At 35.3% G+C, this 15,413-nt stretch carries 12 protein-coding genes; 9 read left to right on the forward strand and 3 right to left on the reverse strand.

Features of this window, described 5'->3' with window-relative positions; translation table 11 throughout:
* Positions 1 to 122: 122 nt before the first annotated feature.
* Positions 123 to 1,124: an EamA family transporter gene (locus NAT51_RS05800; protein WP_250596386.1), complete on the reverse strand. Its 1,002-nt coding sequence runs from the start codon at positions 1,122 to 1,124 to the stop codon at positions 123 to 125.
* A 529-nt stretch (positions 1,125 to 1,653) separates the two neighbouring features.
* Complete coding sequence (locus NAT51_RS05805; protein ID WP_250596388.1) at positions 1,654 to 1,983, reverse strand: panthothenate synthetase; 330 nt, start codon at positions 1,981 to 1,983, stop codon at positions 1,654 to 1,656.
* A 639-nt stretch (positions 1,984 to 2,622) separates the two neighbouring features.
* Here NAT51_RS05805 and NAT51_RS05810 point away from each other — a divergent pair.
* Both NAT51_RS05810 and NAT51_RS05815 read left to right on the forward strand, forming a co-directional pair.
* Entirely contained in the window at positions 2,623 to 3,915 is a 1,293-nt protein-coding gene (locus NAT51_RS05810; RefSeq protein WP_250596396.1) for an O-acetylhomoserine aminocarboxypropyltransferase/cysteine synthase family protein, read from the forward strand.
* A gap of 123 nt (positions 3,916 to 4,038) precedes the next feature.
* Positions 4,039 to 5,139, forward strand: a complete 1,101-nt coding sequence (locus tag NAT51_RS05815) for a homoserine dehydrogenase family protein (protein ID WP_250596398.1) — start codon at positions 4,039 to 4,041, stop codon at positions 5,137 to 5,139.
* 81 nt (positions 5,140 to 5,220) lie between these two features.
* Here NAT51_RS05815 and NAT51_RS05820 read toward each other — a convergent pair whose 3' ends face one another.
* The gene (locus NAT51_RS05820; protein WP_250596400.1) at positions 5,221 to 5,772 is read right to left on the reverse strand and encodes a hypothetical protein; all 552 of its coding nucleotides are present in this window, start codon (positions 5,770 to 5,772) and stop codon (positions 5,221 to 5,223) included.
* A gap of 322 nt (positions 5,773 to 6,094) precedes the next feature.
* Here NAT51_RS05820 and NAT51_RS05825 point away from each other — a divergent pair, with 322 nt between their 5' ends.
* The 7 genes from NAT51_RS05825 to NAT51_RS05855 all read left to right on the forward strand — a co-directional run bounded on the left by NAT51_RS05825 (position 6,095) and on the right by NAT51_RS05855 (position 15,404).
* A complete protein-coding gene (locus tag NAT51_RS05825; RefSeq protein ID WP_250596402.1) occupies positions 6,095 to 7,756 on the forward strand; it encodes a DNA cytosine methyltransferase in 1,662 nt (553 codons plus the stop codon).
* A gap of 94 nt (positions 7,757 to 7,850) precedes the next feature.
* Positions 7,851 to 10,043 (forward strand): sensor histidine kinase, encoded by a 2,193-nt coding sequence (locus tag NAT51_RS05830; protein ID WP_250596404.1) that lies wholly within the window; start codon positions 7,851 to 7,853, stop codon positions 10,041 to 10,043.
* Positions 10,036 to 11,145: a response regulator gene (locus NAT51_RS05835; RefSeq protein WP_250596406.1), complete on the forward strand. Its 1,110-nt coding sequence runs from the start codon at positions 10,036 to 10,038 to the stop codon at positions 11,143 to 11,145. Before NAT51_RS05830 ends, NAT51_RS05835 begins: the two co-directional genes overlap by 8 nt.
* A gap of 6 nt (positions 11,146 to 11,151) precedes the next feature.
* Positions 11,152 to 11,568, forward strand: a complete 417-nt coding sequence (locus tag NAT51_RS05840; protein ID WP_250596408.1) for a very short patch repair endonuclease — start codon at positions 11,152 to 11,154, stop codon at positions 11,566 to 11,568.
* A gap of 93 nt (positions 11,569 to 11,661) precedes the next feature.
* Positions 11,662 to 13,353, forward strand: coding sequence for a helix-turn-helix domain-containing protein (locus NAT51_RS05845; protein WP_250596410.1), 1,692 nt, complete (start codon positions 11,662 to 11,664; stop codon positions 13,351 to 13,353).
* Between the two features lie 125 nt (positions 13,354 to 13,478).
* Complete coding sequence (locus NAT51_RS05850; protein WP_250596412.1) at positions 13,479 to 13,658, forward strand: hypothetical protein; 180 nt, start codon at positions 13,479 to 13,481, stop codon at positions 13,656 to 13,658.
* 63 nt (positions 13,659 to 13,721) lie between these two features.
* Complete coding sequence (locus NAT51_RS05855; RefSeq protein WP_250596414.1) at positions 13,722 to 15,404, forward strand: S8 family peptidase; 1,683 nt, start codon at positions 13,722 to 13,724, stop codon at positions 15,402 to 15,404.
* Positions 15,405 to 15,413: the final 9 nt, after the last annotated feature.

The raw sequence follows: 15,413 nt of genomic DNA on the forward strand, positions 1-15,413 counted from the left end.
AACAAAAGAAAAGAATCATAATGAACATAAAACCCGGTCAATTCCATGAGAGAACTGCCGGGCTTATTGATTTCAGCCACTCAACAACACAAGGCTGAAATTCAGTTTATAGTATCATTTAATCATTGTGCAACAGACCTTGGGGTATTCAATAGCGCTTTGGCCAAAATCCATACCCTCCTTATCCTTACCTGTACCCGTTTACTCGGTTTATAATTGGCACTATTAGTGAGCAAAACGCCGGACAGGATAACAAAAAGTCCCAGTAATTGGTTACTTCCGATTTGCTCATTAGCGATGAACCATCCCAACAAAACAGCCACAATCGGGTTGATATAAGTATGCGTACTCACCAAAACCGGATCTTTCACTCCGAGCAACCAGATGTAAGACATATAAGCCACAATTGACCCGAAGAAAATCAGGAAAGCGAGTCCGAACCAGGCACCGGAGGTCACTTCAGTCACCTCAAACGTCTGCCATTCCCCTTTCAACAAAGCGATGAAGAAACTCGCCACACCTGCCGCGATAAGTTGTTGCGCCGTATTCATGAAAGTGGGCTGGTTTGCCGGATTACGTTTCGAATACAAAGAACCCAACACCCAGGAAATTGAACTTAAGGTCAGTACACCAAAGGCTATGATACGCTGAGTGCCGTTTGCATTAAGATTTTCCGTAGACACACTTCCCTTCAGGAACAGAATCAAACCGATGAAACCGATAATTAACCCCAGGACAATTGGCACATTCGAGAAATAATGCTTCCAGTTTTTCTTATCCAAAGCCACAAACCAGAACGGTCCGGTTGCGATGGCGATAGCTGCTTCGGTCGAGGAAACATATTGTTCCCCCCACGCTACGAGTCCGCTCCCACCAGTTAAAATCAGAATTCCCACGATTGCATTCTTCCGCCAGTTAACAAAAGAATTCCCTTTATGTCCTTTGGAACGCTGCCATACAAACAAAATCAGCCCGGCGGTAAAGAACCGCAAACCTGAAAGTACAAAAGGCGGAAAACTATGCAATGCAATTGCTATGGCCAAAAAAGTAGATCCCCAGATTATGTAAATACTCGCAAAAGCGATGAGAACCTGTATTGTGAATTTAGTATTAGATATTGACATTTTTGATGATTTTAAGATTTAAAAAAAAGACCCTTTTCCATGGCGTTGAAAAAGGGTCTGTTTACAATTTGATTTAACTTGGTTACAGCATAATTTTCCAACAACAGCGCATTCGCATGATGCAAATACAATTATTCTTGACGATGTTTTTTTGAATTAAAGCTTTCATAACAGTTAAATTTAAGATTAAAAAAAAGAGCCGCTCAACAAATGAACGGCTCTTGGTGATATAAAATATACAATTATTTTCAGGCCGTTACATTCCACGAGATTTGCTTGCGACATACCATGTTGCATACACTATTCACGTTATTTAGGCTCTTGTTATTCATAATTCTTTGGCAAAGATAAAGTCATATTTTCAAGCTTTCCAAATAAAATTGCAAAAATTCTTACCCGTATACTGAAGATAATGCAACATTTCCCTTGTTATCCCTGATTAAAAAACGGAAAACACAATAAAAAAACACCAACGTTCCGGTTGGTGTTTTAGATATAAAAAGTTTAATTACATGCCCAATCCAGGGATTCAATTATGATGTATGACCGGGACATCCTGCCATTTTTTGGCCAGTTGTGTCATATTCGCTTTCATCAAATCTTCCGGGGTCATGGCGATTCTGAATTCGCAGTGCGCTTCAAAATTTAAAAACCAAGGTTCAGCAATGGCCGGGATAGCAGAAGCATCGGCTACCTCAACAATCATAACCGCACCACGGTTACCTTCCTGTTCTGAAAAATAAATACTTTCAGGCTTAATATCTTCCACAACCCTATTGAGAAGTTCACCGGCAACGCCATTTCGAACCAATGTATTGAAAGGTTCAATAGGCATGATAACATTAACTAACATTTTCATAGCAATTGATTTAGAATTAACTCCCAAAGGTACAAAATCAACACGGCATAACATATTGCAATCAACTAAATATCAACACATTAACAACTATAAAATTGTTACCAAAAAATCAAACACAAAACTGTATCAAATGTTAAATTTTTAAATTTTTAAAAAAAATCCATTGTCAATTCAAAATAACTTCTCAAGTTTGCAGTAACGAAAAAAGTAAGAAAAAAATGAAATTAATGATTTGCAATATGTGTTGTTCAGTGTGGAAGACTTCTGCAGGGAAACCTATTGCATAAATTTTAATTTTTAAAATATATCCAATTAACCTCTGCACACCGCAGGGGTTTTTTTATTCCCAAAACCAAACCAACCAAACTAAAAAAGAAAACCATTTAAATTCAATAATCATGTACACAACAGCAAACACCCGAATGAGTATTTCCATGATGAACACCTTGTGTTGCATTCGATGTTGCCGTTGCCAGAAGATACTGAAAACTTAGTCTAAGTTGATATACTTGTTTTTGTAGTCCTTCCGGTAACACACCTCCGGAGGGACTTTTTTTATGCAATGCATACCCCCTTAAAGTCTGGGGATTTTAAACTTTAATAATCAAAATTCGATAACATTTTTAAAAAACATATACCATGAGTACACAAAAATTTGCAACAAACGCTTTACACGCAGGACATGACGTAACTAAAAATGCAGGAACCAGAGCTGTCCCCATTTACCAAACCAGTTCGTATGTATTTAATAATTCGGAACATGCCGCCAATTTATTCGGATTGGCCGAAAGCGGATTCATTTACACCCGCTTGAACAACCCGACCAACGATATTTTGGAACAACGTCTGGCAAAACTCGAAGGCGGCGTTGGTGCAGTTGTTACCGCATCCGGAACCGCTGCGATTGCCACCACATTATTAACACTTTTAAAAGCAGGAGATCACATCGTTGCTTCCAACAGTTTATACGGCGGAACCTACAATCTTTTGAGCGTGACCCTACCGAGACTGGGTATCACCACTACCTTTGTTGATCCGTCAAAACCTGAGAACTTCACTAAAGCCACCAAAGAAAACACCCGTGTCTTTTTTGCAGAGAGCTTAGGTAATCCCAAGCTCGATGTATTAGACTTAAAAGCCATTTCCAAAGAAGCAAGAAACTTCAAAGTGCCTTTTATCGTTGACAATACCGTGGCCACACCTTATCTTTTAAATCCTATTCAATACGGAGCCGATATTGTAATCCATTCATTGACCAAATACATTACCGGAAACGGAACATCGCTTGGCGGAGTGATTATCGATGCCGGTAACTTTGACTGGAGCAACGGTAAATTCCCTGAATTCACAGAACCATCGGCGGGCTATCACGGATTGAAATACCATGAAGCCTTGGGGCCGATTGCTTTCATAGCCAAAGTACGCATCGAAGGGTTGAGGGATTTCGGCGCCGCATTAAGTCCGTTCAATGCTTTTCAAACCATTCAGGGATTGGAGACATTGGAAATCCGAATCAAGAAACATAGTGAGAATGCACTCGCTTTGGCCAAATGGTTACAGGCACAGGAAGAAGTGGCATGGGTAAATTATCCCGGATTAGCCACTTCGGATTATAAAAAACTGGCCGAAAAATACCTCCCGGAAGGACAAAGCGGTATTGTGACCTTTGGACTGAAAGGCGGCTATGAAGCAGCGAAGAAAGTAGCCGATGAAACCAAATTATTCTCACTGTTGGCCAATATCGGTGATACCAAATCACTGATTATCCATCCGGCCAGTACGACCCACCAACAATTATCCGAGACCGAGCAATTAACAACCGGAGTAACCAAAGACCTCATCCGCTTATCGGTGGGACTGGAAGATATTGAAGACCTGAAAGCCGATTTAAAAGAAGTGTTTGCTAACATCAAAACACCTCAATTGGCGTAAAAACATCAGGCAGCGGCTGGTTGAACTGTCTGATTTGATTTGGAAAAGGGAGACTGTGAAACCCCATCTCCCTGTTTCCATTTCTTCAACCAACATAATAAAAACAGAATAAATACTTATACTATGTCTGCGATCAGAATCAATATAGTGCTTTTCGGCATTGGGAATGTGGGAAGCAAATTAATCAGTCAAATACTGGAAAGCCAAAAGTTCTTTCTGGAAAAAAGAAACATAGAATTGCGTTTTCCAGTGATTACCAATTCGACTTTGGCCTTTTTTGAGAAAGACGGAATCGCCAACCAATGGGAAGCCGACTTCAGGAGATCAGCTTTTCCTTATACGTTTGGCGACATCATCAGTTATGTGCAGGAACAGCAGTTGGACAACCTTATTGCCATAGATGCGACCAACAGTGATACCTTGATTAAGAATTATATTTCTTTGGTCCAAAACGGATTCGACATTGTATCAGCCAATAAGAATGCCAATACCGTGCACATTGACTTTTACAAGGAACTCCGCCGCAACCTGAAAAAATTTGACAAAACATTTCATTACGGAGCATCAGTTTCGGGCGGATTACCCATACTCGATACCATCAGGGATTTATACTTATCCGGAGAAGAAATCACCAAAGTGAGGGGTGTGTTTTCGGAATCCTTAAGTTATATTTTCAATAGGTTTTCAAGGGAAGATGTTTCGTTTTCAACCTTATTGGAAGAGGCCGAAAAACTAAAATTGGCCCCGTCTGACTCGCGCTTGGATCTGGCAACAGCAGAAGTCGCTGAAAAAGTACTGATTCTCGCAAGAGAACTTGGTTTGGAGGCCGATTATACGGATGTGCGGATTAATTCCCTGCACTATCCGAATGCGAACCATCCGCAATTAAAGCCGGATTCAACCATTCAGAAAAAGCTATTGGACAGCTCGTATCAGGTAGCCAAGCTCAGCCAGTCGAGAAGCCGTGTTTTGCGGTACATTGGGGAGATTGATTTGAAAGAAAAAACAGTTGAAGCCAAGCTTGTATCAGAATCGGAAGTCACACCGATTGGACAACTGAACGGAGCTACTACCTTGGTTGAAATATATACCGGTTCAAATCCGGACAACCCTATCGTGATTCAGGGTTCGGGAACTGAAAGCAGCAGTATTGCCAGAAGTATTCTGAAAGATATTCTTAAAATCGCCGAACAAGTTAAGGTTAGGGAGGCGGTTTGGGCCTAAAAGCCTGTTTTTGTTTTTTATTTAGTAAAACCTGACTGGTTATGGGGACCGGTCAGGTTTTTAATTATTTATAGGTTTACCTTAGTTGGTTTCCACGGCAACATCCATAGCTTCCACTGCTTCGATGGCTTGTATAAAACGGATGGGTTTTACTTCTTCGAAGAAATCTATTTCTTTTGTATGCGGCAGGAAATCAGAAATAATCCTGACAATAAAGTCCTGCGGGTTCTTGAGGTACATAAAGGTGTAATCTTCCATGTTGACTACGGTTCCGGTGTTTAGATCGGTCGTTCGTACAAACTTATCGGAGGTAAGTGAGGATAAACATGGTAATTGTAACTTGTTGCCAACTTCTATTGGCTTGCCGTTTTCGAACAGTCCGCCTTCATAGCCGTACAGCGAGGCATTGGTAATTTCGATGGGCATCCCGAAGCCGAGCTCCTTCGGCAGTTCTTCTTCTGTTCCTACTATGGCGGCGAATCCCATTAATATGCATAGATCGTGCTGTGGTATGTTTAACATGGCTTTGGCGGTGCTCTCCCGCCCTATTCCGCTTACAATCACTTTATAGGTGTGCCTCGGATTTTCGAGTGTAGCAATGGCAGCGAGAATTTTTTCGCGCTCGATGTCCATGGGGGTTAGGATGAGGATTTTCAAGGTTTTTTTGATGGCAAATTTAAGTAAATTGAAAGATTACGTATTTATACTGAAAGGAATTTGTGGGGGAATTGGTTAATTTACGTGCTGATTAGTTTAGAAATGTTTACACTAAAGTTTATATTAATTCGTATTAATGCTAATTAAGTTTATATTTTATATATTTTTGTTTAACAACCTTTCATTAAGTCTGGAAAAGACAGAGTGGAAAAATCTATCTGCAATTAAAAAACACCTCTATGTTTTTAGCTATTGCCACAAACAAAATTATAATATCATTAAATTACAAGTCAGTCTAATGCCTCCAATACCAATTATAGATGTTTTCGCTGGTCCCGGCGGTTTGGCAGAAGGGTTTTCTTCGTTACTCAATGAAAGAAATGAGCGAATTTTTAAAATAGCTCTTTCCATTGAGAAAGATGAAACCGCACACAAAACACTTAAACTAAGAAGTTTCTACAGACAGTTCCCCGTTGGACAAGTACCGGATGAATATTACGAGTTCATCCGAGGAAACATTACTATCGAACAATTATACCAATTATATCCCAACGAAAAACAATTAGCTGAAGAAGAAGCCTGGTGCGGTACATTAGGCACACCAGATGAAAAAGATAAAAACGGAATTTCTGACGAAGAAGTTGACATAAGAATAAGACAGGCTCTCAATGGCGAAGCCAACTGGGCACTTATTGGCGGCCCTCCCTGTCAGGCATATTCCTTGGTAGGAAGAGCAAGGAGACAGGAACTGACATTAAATGCAGAAACCGACAAAAGGGTTAATCTTTATAAAGAATATCTAAGAATAATTGCCGCTCATAATCCCTCTGTTTTTGTGATGGAAAACGTAAAAGGTATGCTTTCGGCAGAAACGCAGCATACCAATGTATTCCAGAAAATTCTGCGTGATTTGAAAAAGCCGAAGTTTGCCTGCGAGGCAGAAGGCATCTATATCAATAACGAACAGAACTTCCAATACAGAATTTATTCACTTACAACACCTCCAAGAGATTTTACAGAAGAAGAACCCATTTTCAGGCCTCAGGACTTTATCATAAAAGCAGAGGATTATGGGGTCCCACAAAGAAGACATAGAGTTATCTTACTGGGTATTAGAGAAGATATCAACCAAGAATTCGAAGTTCTGACACAAAAAGAACAAGTAAGCCTAAAGTCATTAATCAGTAATTTACCAAAAATAAGAAGCGGAGTTACCAAATCATTCACACACAGTGAAATTGTCTTTGATGACTCAGGAAAACCTAAAAAGAAAAGATATTATAAGGGATTAACTGACTCTGAAACTGAATGGAAGAAACATATCACAGGTCTCAATAAAAAATTAAATTCTTTTCTGCCACGTTTTGAAATTCAAGAAAAGGAATTGCCTACATCATTAGGATCAGGCTTCATAGAATCAAACAATTTCAACTTAAATGACAATCACCCATTAAGAAATTGGTTTGCAGACGACAGACTCAATGGGGTTTTACACCATAACTCCAGAAAACATCTGCTGGAAGATTTAAAAAGGTATTTATTTGCATCACGTTACACACAAATATATAATGATTTCCCACGACTGGAACATTATAAAAAAGCGAGTGAAGATTTATTGCCTGATCATGAAAATACGAATTCTGGTAAATTCACAGACCGTTTCCGAGTGCAATTACCGAACATTCCGGCCACAACGGTTACGAGCCATATTTCAAAAGACGGTCATTATTTTATTCATTATGACCCTGTCCAATGCAGAAGTTTAACCGTTAGGGAAGCAGCCAGAATACAAACTTTTCCGGATAATTATTATTTCTGCGGTGAAAGAACCAATCAGTATCATCAGGTTGGAAATGCTGTACCGCCTTATCTGGCTTTTCAGATTGCGGAAGTTGTTTCGGGGATTTTTGAAAATCAGAATGTAAATAACGAATATTTAATAGAAAGAATTAATGAATAAAGAAAATTTTAAAGCTTAGCAAAAAACAGAATATACAACACAGATTAATAAGAGTATCAAATCAAAAGCGCTTAACAGGATAAAAAAAAATATTATGTCAGTAGAGTTAACAAATGGTTACTATAAGATAAGACCTGCCGCAAGATTAATTCATACTATTGGAAGCGATCTAATTGGAGACTCATATGCAGCTTTAGTAGAGTTAGTTAAAAATTCCTATGATGCTGACGCTTCATTTGTAAATATAATTTTTGAATATAAAATAATTGACGGTCAAAATTCATTATTAATAAAAATTACTGACGACGGTCATGGAATGGATTTCGACACAGTTGTTAACAAATGGTTAGTTCCTGCAACAAATGACAAACTCAAACGTAAAATAAGTCCGGAGAAGAAAAGATTATTTCAAGGAAGAAAAGGAATTGGAAGATTTGCTGCTTCAATTTTAGGGCAGGAAATGGCGATGACAACAGTAGATAAGTTTGGAGAAAAAACAATAACCGTGATTGATTGGAGAGTTTTTAATGCTGATGATTTTCTTGAAAATGTAGAATTACTTGTTGAAAAAGTCATAACCGATGAAAATTCATATACAGATATTGAAATTATTGCAAAAAATGAAACAGATGACGAAAAGGTATCTGTCTGGGACAAAAAAACAATTGACGAATTAATTAATGAATTAAGAAAACTTATTTCTCCTTTTAAAGATTTTGACGCAGATAAATTCAAAATCAATTTATCATTCATTAATTCCCCTGTAGAATCATACAATGATATAGCATTTGACATAGAAACTTATCCAATAATTGATCTATATGATTATAGAATAAGTGGAGAGATTGACAAAGGAGGAAATTTCAACTTAGTGTATGAAAATAACGTAACTGACATCAAACAATCTGAAACTATTAAAGGAAATTATAAACTTGAGAATCATGGCAAATATTGCGGTAAACTAATTATTGATTTTAGGGTTTTTGATAGAGAACCTGAGGCAATTGACAATTTAATTAACAAAGGCTTAATCGACCCTGTCTCAAAAAAATTTGCCGGTAAAAATGAAGCAAAAAGGATGCTTAACGATACTTATGGTGTAAACATTTATAAAAATCTATTTAGAATTCGTCCTTATGGGAATGGAGGTATAGATTGGCTTGATTTAGATAAGGAAAGAATACAAAATTTTACGCTTAAAATAAGTAACAATCAAATCATTGGTTTCATAACAATTGAACCAGAGGAATTATCAGGTTTAGAAGAAAAAAGCGCTAGAGATGGTCTAAAAGAGAATGATCATTATTTTGGTCTAAAAGAATTGGCCCAAAAAGCATTAAAAGAATTAGAGCTACGTAGACTGATTTTTAGAGAACGGAGTTTGAAAAGCAGAAAAGTTAGAAATACAATTAACGATAGTGTTCAAAATCTTTTTAGTTTTTCAAGCTTATCAAAAAACATTGAAACTAAACTTGAGCAATTTAATGTTGATAAAGAAAATATTTCTCAAATCAAATCAATTTTAAAACAAGAAGAAGAAAATAAAGCAGAACTTTTAGAAGATATTCAAAAAACAATTGCAATTTATCAAGGGCAAGCAACTTTAGGAAAAATAGTGAGTTTCATTCTTCACGAAGGAAGAAAACCTGTTCATTTTTTTAATACAGAAGCTAATGTTATAGAGAGATACGTCAAACATTATAAGATTACAAAGGATTCTGATTTATTAGACTATTTAGATGAAAGCGCAAAAGGAATTAGACGAAATAGTAAATTAATTTCTGATTTATTCAAACGAATCACCCCTCTTGCAGGTCAAAAAAGAGGACATAAAACTGACTTTTTAGTTTTAGAAACAATTGAAAATTCTTATCGAATATTCTCTAGTACGATGAAAGACTACAATATAGATTTTAGTTTAAATTGTAGCAAATCTATTTTAATTAACGGATGGGAAGAGGATCTTTTTACCTCAATTACAAATCTTATTGAAAATAGTATATACTGGCTAAATTTATATGACATCGAAAACAAGAAGATTGAAATAACTGTTCTAGAAACAGTTGATGCTGTCTTAATTAATTTTACTGATAATGGCCCCGGATTAACCGATAATGAAATTGAAACGGAAATAATTTTTGAACCCGGTTACTCTAAAAAACATAATGGAACAGGTTTAGGTTTAGCAATTGCGGGCGAAGCAACTGATAGATTAAATGGCAAATTAAAAGCACTGAAAGTTGAGAAAGGTGTTTATTTTCAAATAGAAATTGATAAAAATGAATGAACTAAAATTACTTATCGTTGAAGATGATCCTGAATTAATAACTTCATACAAAAGAGACATTGCCTCTTTTAACTTAGATAGCGAAGTTAAAATAAACCATGAACAAGTATCAGACAAAGAAGCAGCTCTTAACATCCTAAAAGACAAAAAAAAATATTTTGATGCAGCTATAGTTGATTTAAAATTAGATTCCAATGAAAAGTCCGATGATGACTATTCAGGTAATGATGTTATTAGAGAAATAAAATCTAATTTACGATTTCCCGTTTTTGTAGTAACAGGTACACCTCAACATATTTCTGAAGATTTAAAAAATGAAAATAGTTTTTTTAAAATAAAAACTAGAGGAGAAGAAGACAATCATCTTGAACAATTAGTTGACATTTATAAAACAGGAATAACAAAAATTATAAATAGTAAAGGTCATATTGAAGATTTTCTTAATAATATATTTTGGAATCATTTATCAAATTCAATGGAGAACTGGATTAAAGATGATTCAAGGAGTCCTGAGGAAAAGCAAAAATCTCTCTTAAGATATACATTAATGCATATGCAAGAATATATCGATGAAGATATTGAAAAATACCACCCAAGTGAATTTTACATTACAGAACCTATAAAAAAAAACATTTTCACTGGTGACATAGTTACTTATGATGGAAATAGATACATTGTTCTAACCCCTTCCTGTGATATAGTTATCAGAGAAGATGGCTCTAGAAATACTACTATGATATTATTAGTTCAGATTAGGAGTTTAAATGATGTGGTAAAAAACTTTGATAGCTTAAATTCAGGAACAAGTGAAAAGAATGATAACCGCGTGAGATTAAACAGTTTTATTGAAAATAAAAAACAGAATTATCATTTTATACCAAAAACAAATATAGTCGAAGCAGGATTGGTAGATTTTCAAAATAAATTAACTCTTCCTGAATCAAACATTAACAAACTTATAGAAGAGCGACAAATAATAAGAATTGCCACTGTATCAACTCCATTTCTAAAAGATATAATTTCAAGATATTCTAACTATTATTCTAGACAAGGTTCTCCTGATTTCGATACAAATGAAATATACACATCCCTTTTCGAATAGTCCAAAATGAACGTTCCCTCACCTCAACGCTCCCGCAATATGGCTGCCATCAAAAGCACCGGCACGAAGAGCGAAGTAAAGCTGGCAAAAGCATTATGGCATCTGGGATACCGTTACCGGAAGAATGATAAAACTGTTTTTGGGAAACCGGATTTAACCTTTAAAAAATATAAACTCGCTGTTTTTGTCGACAGCGAGTTTTTTCATGGTAAAAACTGGGAAACAGAAAAACACCGCATCAAGACTAACATCGATTTCTGGCATAAAAAGATTGAACGCAATATAGAGCGTGACAAAGAAGTCAATACCTTTCTACAAGAAAACGGATGGACTATTTTAAGGTTCTGGGATAAGGAAATCATGAAAAATATTGATGATTGCATTGCTGAAATTCAGAAGCATCTTTCTTTACCACCACAGTAATGCATCTGTCATTAAATAAATAATATCCGAAATTCAGGAATTCCTTGCACAGATAATTTCTTTTTATTTATTTTCGCTGAAATTTCGTACAAAATGAATTGGATTAAGATATACACCACACTATTTTTGATTTTAAAATTTGGTTCTACTTATGCACAGGTAAATGAAAAGGAACTAAGTAAAATACCTTTCAAAAAATTGTATATGCTTTACTTTGAGAATTCGGAGAAAAAGGATTTACAAAAAAGAATACTGAAAACCTATTATAATAAAGCCATACAATCAGACAGTAGCATAAATAAAGCCCGATACTACTATATGCGTTTACAATCTGAAACGCCAAAACAAGCTATCAGTTCATTTGACAGTGTGATTAAGTATTCTTTGAATACGGGGGATAAATCGTTCCCTTTTGCTGCTTACAGAGAGAAAGCCTATAAACATATTCAATTATACCAGTATGATAAAGCAATTCAAAGTTTTACAAAAGCGGAAAATCATGTACGGAATAAAGACTGGAATTTATACTATAAAATAAGGTTAGATGTCGCCATATTCAAATCGGAAGAACTAGGTAATGTAAAAGAAGCACTAGAGATTTATAAAGAATGTTATAAATATAGTAAAAAGCAAAAATGGGATGGAAACACGCATTTGTATCTGAATAACACAATTCTTTTTTGCCTGGCAGATGCTTACAAAACACTTAAAGTTCCTGATTCTTCATCATTTTACAACCGCTTAGGATATAAAAGCTCTGTTTTGATTAAAAATGATATAATGAAAAACCTATTTACCCTTAATGAAGGAGCAAATCTTATATCGAAAAAAAATTATAAAACCGCCTTGGATAGTATTAAAATAGCTTTACCTAAAGTTATTGCTCTTAAGGATACTGATAATACTATGGCAGGATATTTCTATCGAGGAAAAGCATATGAAGGACTAGGCAACAAGTCTCTAGCGGTTAAAAACTTTACTCTTGTAGATTCAATGTATCAAAAAAGCAAATATATTTTCCCAGAAGTTGTTGACGGTTATCCTTTCTTGGTAAATTATTATAAAGAATCTGGAAATAAAGAGATGCATATTAAATACCTGACAGCTCTAATATCTGTTGACAGTCTAATGAATAAAAAATTCCGGAACTTTGATAAAATAATCCATAAAAATTATGAAATCCCTCACTTATTAAAAGAGAAGGAAGATGCAATACAAGATTTAGAAAGTAGATACTCAATTGCTTTATATTGTGTTGCTCTTTTTATAATAGCGGTTTTAGCATTATTTTGGTACAATGGCCGTCAAAAAGAGATTTACAAAAAACGCTTTGATGCTTTGATTTTAAAGCTTAACGAACCAACTCCGGTTATTGATAATAATGAAGAAAAAAGCAATCATTCAACAAAAGAGATTATAATTGCTGATGAGGTAATCAATTCTATCTTAAAAAAACTGCAGGAGTTTGAAAAGAAAAAGGGATATCTGGACAGTACCCTAAATATGCAGTTTTTGGCTGATCAATTTGACACTAATACGAAGTATCTGTCTAAAATTATCAATGAACAAAAGCAAGTTAATTTTGTACAATACATCAATGATCTACGAATCGATTATGCATTAAAAAAACTACAGAACAATTCTAAATTACGAAAATACACCTTGATTGCCCTGGCAAATGAGTTTGGTTTTAATACAGCGGAGTCATTTTCGAACGCGTTTTTCAGGAAAACCGGGATCAAACCAAGTTATTATCTCAAGGAACTAAACAATACAAACAACTGATTTTCAAAAACAAAACAAACATTAAAACCCAAAATTCATGAATTCCGATAAGCATATGATTTTAAAGTTTATAATTTAAAAATTGCAATTTTATATTTGTCCGGAATCATAAAAACAAAACTAAAATGAAAAAACAAACTAAAACAAAATGGGATTTTATCAAAAGAAGTGTTGTTGAATTAAATGATAATGCTTTAAAAAAAATTAAAGGTGGAGATAATGACAATAATGGTACGGGAGATGCAAATGAAACAACTAAGGTTGGTACACAAGATGGTAACGCAATTTCAACCAGCGTTTGCTAAACTTACAAAAGGAGACTCTTTCAAAAAAAGAGTCTCCTTCAACAATAACAAAAAACCAAACAAATGAAACTAAATTCTCTTTACACAATACTCATTACCCTATTAATTTATAGTTGCTCTTCGAATAAAATTTCTAAGACTTCTTTAAAAGATGATTTATCTAAAAATTGGCATCATGAAGATTATACAGTCTCAAATGTTCCAGGCATCAGTCTTGAGAAAGCAGTAGTGAATTTAAAAGGTTTAAAACCACAAAAACAGATCATTGTAGCCACAATAGACAACCTCATCGATTCTAATCATGAAGATTTAAAGGATAATATCTGGATTAATGAAAAAGAAATTCCCGGAAATAAAATTGACGATGATCATAATGGATATGTCGATGATGTTAAAGGGTGGAATTTCTTGGGAACAAAATCAGGAAATTATATTGTATGGGGCAATTTTGAATACACAAGGGTCATAAGGGAATATGAACCTTTATTTAAAGATAAAAAAGAAGAAGAAATTTTCGGTGAGGATTTAAAAAAATATAAAGAATATAAAAGGGCATTAATTTTTCAGGAGGAAAAATACAAGTACTATGCTAATTATTTAAAATCCATGATTTTTTGTGTTAAAATTGAACCTAAAGCAAAAGACACTCTTAAGTCTATCTTTCCTAGAGAAGATTATACTGTAAAACAATTAGACAGTCTGTTCAATAAATATAAAACAAGCGACAAAACTTTCAGACAGCGAAGGGATTCTGGCGATGAAGATTTTTCAACTTTAGTATTATTCATGAAAATAAGTATGGAGATGAAAAAAGAAGGTGGTGAAAAATTAAAAGATGAACTTGCACAAACTGATTCTATTACCAATAAAAATTTAAATGTAAATTACAATGAACGTTTATGGGTCGATAATGGAAGAGCTGTCCTAGAGAAAGGTTATGGTAATGGAAATATCACTCCAAAAATTAAAGGCATCCGTACAAATTATGCTCACAACACCAAAGTTTCAAGTATAATTGCTGCTAACCGAAATAACAATATTGGAATCAAAGGGTTCTCAGATAACATCAAGATCATGCCTTTATCCGTTTCGCCATCTGGTGATGAACATGATAAGGACATTGCCAATGCTATCTATTACTCCGTGGATAACGGTGCCAAGGTTATCAATATGTCATTTGCCAAGGAGTTTTCCCTGCATCCGGAATGGGTCACAGCTGCATTACAATATGCCGAAAAACACAATGTACTGGTGGTTCATGCGGCCAGTAACGAAAGTAAGAATAATGACACCAATCCATTGTATCCAAATGACTATTTATATGATGACAAACCAGAAGTAAGCAACAACTTCATCAGCGTAGGTTCCATCAATAAAAACTATGGTGAGAAGATGGTATCTTCATTTTCCAATTACGGTAAAGTCAATGTAGACTTGTTTGCTCCCGGTGAGGATATTTATACAGCAATTCCCGAGAACAAATACAGTTTTGACTCCGGGACTTCACTGGCAGCTCCAATGGTTTCGGGAGCGGCGGCACTGATTTGGTTGTATTACCCTAAACTAAGTGTTCAGCAAGTAAAAAAAATCATTCTGGAGTCCGGAACACCTTATGATCTTGAGGTTATCGTACCGGGAACCAAAGACAAAAAAGTCAAGTTCTCTGAACTGTCAAAAACGGGTAAAGTATTGAATGTGTACAACGCCATGCAAATGGCAAAGGAGATGAGTAAACAAAAATCATAAAAGCCAAAA

Source organism: Flavobacterium amniphilum (assembly GCF_023634845.1).
GTDB classification, from domain to species: domain Bacteria; phylum Bacteroidota; class Bacteroidia; order Flavobacteriales; family Flavobacteriaceae; genus Flavobacterium; species Flavobacterium amniphilum.

Coding starts and splice junctions, on each gene's coding strand:
- NAT51_RS05800 (WP_250596386.1), bottom strand. CDS start 1,124: ATGTCAATATCTAATACTAAATTCACAATACAGGTTCTCATCGCTTTT.
- NAT51_RS05805 (WP_250596388.1), bottom strand. CDS start 1,983: ATGAAAATGTTAGTTAATGTTATCATGCCTATTGAACCTTTCAATACA.
- NAT51_RS05810 (WP_250596396.1), top strand. CDS start 2,623: ATGAGTACACAAAAATTTGCAACAAACGCTTTACACGCAGGACATGAC.
- NAT51_RS05815 (WP_250596398.1), top strand. CDS start 4,039: ATGTCTGCGATCAGAATCAATATAGTGCTTTTCGGCATTGGGAATGTG.
- NAT51_RS05820 (WP_250596400.1), bottom strand. CDS start 5,772: ATGGACATCGAGCGCGAAAAAATTCTCGCTGCCATTGCTACACTCGAA.
- NAT51_RS05825 (WP_250596402.1), top strand. CDS start 6,095: ATGCCTCCAATACCAATTATAGATGTTTTCGCTGGTCCCGGCGGTTTG.
- NAT51_RS05830 (WP_250596404.1), top strand. CDS start 7,851: ATGTCAGTAGAGTTAACAAATGGTTACTATAAGATAAGACCTGCCGCA.
- NAT51_RS05835 (WP_250596406.1), top strand. CDS start 10,036: ATGAATGAACTAAAATTACTTATCGTTGAAGATGATCCTGAATTAATA.
- NAT51_RS05840 (WP_250596408.1), top strand. CDS start 11,152: ATGAACGTTCCCTCACCTCAACGCTCCCGCAATATGGCTGCCATCAAA.
- NAT51_RS05845 (WP_250596410.1), top strand. CDS start 11,662: ATGAATTGGATTAAGATATACACCACACTATTTTTGATTTTAAAATTT.
- NAT51_RS05850 (WP_250596412.1), top strand. CDS start 13,479: ATGAAAAAACAAACTAAAACAAAATGGGATTTTATCAAAAGAAGTGTT.
- NAT51_RS05855 (WP_250596414.1), top strand. CDS start 13,722: ATGAAACTAAATTCTCTTTACACAATACTCATTACCCTATTAATTTAT.